The organism is Rhodococcus sp. 1163 (assembly GCF_002091985.1).
Classification (GTDB): Bacteria; Actinomycetota; Actinomycetes; order Mycobacteriales; family Mycobacteriaceae; genus Rhodococcoides.
Genome location: NZ_MKKX01000040.1, coordinates 1 through 2497 on the forward strand (window position 1 = coordinate 1; position 2497 = coordinate 2497).

At 59.4% G+C, this 2497-nt stretch carries 1 protein-coding gene; it reads right to left on the minus strand.

Annotation, left to right across the window (positions count from 1 at the left end):
* Positions 1-2497, minus strand: a 2497-nt coding sequence (locus BJD99_RS20555) for a non-ribosomal peptide synthetase (protein WP_143542259.1), incomplete at both ends; no start/stop codon positions are given.

Genomic DNA, 2497 nt, shown 5'->3' on the forward strand with positions numbered 1-2497 from the left:
CGTGGGTGATCGATCGGCAACGGCAACACATCCGGCACATCCGCCAACACTCCCGACCAAAACTCCAACTGCCGCGACACCACAGACCCCGGATCATCCTCACTCCCGAGAACCTCACGCTGCCACAACGTGTAATCCGCATACTGCACCGCCAACGGCTCCCACCCCGGCACACCACCAGCAACCCGAGCGCCATACGCCACCATCACATCAGCAGCAAGAGGCGCCATCGACGCACCATCAGCAGCAATATGATGCACCACAATCGCCAACACGAACTCATCGACACCCACCCGATACAACGACGCCCGAAACGGCACATCCACCGTCACATCGAACCCCGCAGCAGCATCGGCAACAATCCGCTCCTGCACACCCCCCGCATCGAGCTCCACCACCGCCAACTCCACCGCCACATCGGAAACAGACCCGATCAACTGACGCGGCAACTCCCCCACCACCGGGAACGTAGTACGCAACGACTCATGACGAACCAACACATCCCCCACCGCCGCCTCCAACGCAACAACATCGAGCGCACCCGACAACCGCACAGCAAGCGGAATATTGTACGCAGGCGAAGACGTATCGAACTGATTGATGAACCACATACGACTCTGCGCCTGCGACAACGGAATCACCGACGGACGCTCCACCACACCCAACACCGGACGCGAACTCTCGACGGCCCGGTCGGCGGTGCGGGTGGACAGCGTTGCGACGGTGGGTGATTCGAACAACATGCGAACGCTGATGTTCGAGCTCAATGCAGCGTTCACGCGTGCAGTCACTCGTGTGGCGCTGAGTGAATCGCCACCGAGATCGAAGAAATTGTCGTCGATGCCAATTGTTTCGGTACCGAGCACTTCGGCGAAAACCTGTGCAATCGCAATTTCCGTCTCGCTACGAGGTGTACGTCCGCTGCCCGCACTGGGCAATTCTGGTGTGGGTAATGCTCGACGATCCAACTTGCCCGCCGGAGTCAACGGAATCGAATCCAACACCACAAACACCGACGGAACCATATGCGCCGGCAACACCGACACCACCCGATCACGCACCGCATCGACATCGACCAACCCACCACCGACACCGAACACATACGACACCAACACCGCCGCACCACCAGGACCATCAACACCCAAAGTCGCCACGAAATCAACCTCAGGAAGAGCAGCAATCACCGCATCGATCTCACCCAACTCGATCCGAAAACCACGAACCTTCACCTGAAAATCGCTACGCCCCACATACTCCAAAACCCCAGAACCATTCCACCGCACCACATCACCCGTGCGATACATCCGCTCCCCCACCAAAGAAAACGGCGCCGCCACAAACCGCTCCGCCGTCAAACCCAACCGATCATGATAACCACGCGCCAACCCAGGACCAGCCAAATACAACTCACCCACAACACCCACCGGCACCGGCTGCAAACGCGAGTCCAACACCACCACAGCAAAACCCAACACCGGAGAGCCGATATCGACCGGAACCCCCGGCGACATCGGCGCACTCAACGACGCAAACACCGTCGCCTCCGTCGGACCATACGCATTGAACATCAAACGGCCCGGCGCCCAACGCTCAACCAAATCAGAACCCGAAGCATCACCACCGGTCGCTACCACTGCAAGCGAATCGAGACCGGCCGGATCCACCGACGCCAACGCCGCCGGCGTCACAAAAGCATGCGTAATCTCCTCCTCACGCAGCAACTGAGCAAGCTCGACACCACCGAACACATCCGTCGGCACAATCACCATCGCCGCACCACCACAAAACGCCAACAACAACTCGAGCACCGACGCATCGAAACTCGGCGACGCAAACGACAACGTACGCGAGCCAGCAGTCACCCCGAACCGAACACGCTCCACCTCAGCCAAATTCGCCAAACCCCGATGCGTCACCACCACACCCTTCGGAACACCCGTCGAACCCGAGGTATAAATCAAATACGCCGCATCATCGAGACGAACCGAACCCAACCGATCACCATCGGACACCGGCCCACCAGAAAACTCACCAACCTCATCGACGATCGACTCATCGTCGAGAACAATCCACGACACCCCATCACCGGCCCGGCCCACATCCGACACATACTCGACCGCGGTAATCCCCACCACAGCACCAGAATCGGACAACATATGAGCAATACGATCCACCGGATACGACGGATCCACCGGCAAAAACGCACCCCCAGCCTTCGCCACCGCCCACACCGCAACCACCGACTCCACCGAACGCCGCAACCCCAACGCCACAAACGAACCCACACCCACACCACGACCGATCAACAACCGCGCCAACCGCGAAGACCGAACATCCAACTCCCCATACGACACCGACACACCACCACACACCAACGCCACACCATCCACACCCGCAACATCTACCGCAGAAACCAAAATCTCCGGCAACAACCGACCCACCACCGACACACCACCACGCACCGGCACCAACAACTCACGCTCGGACTCCGACAACA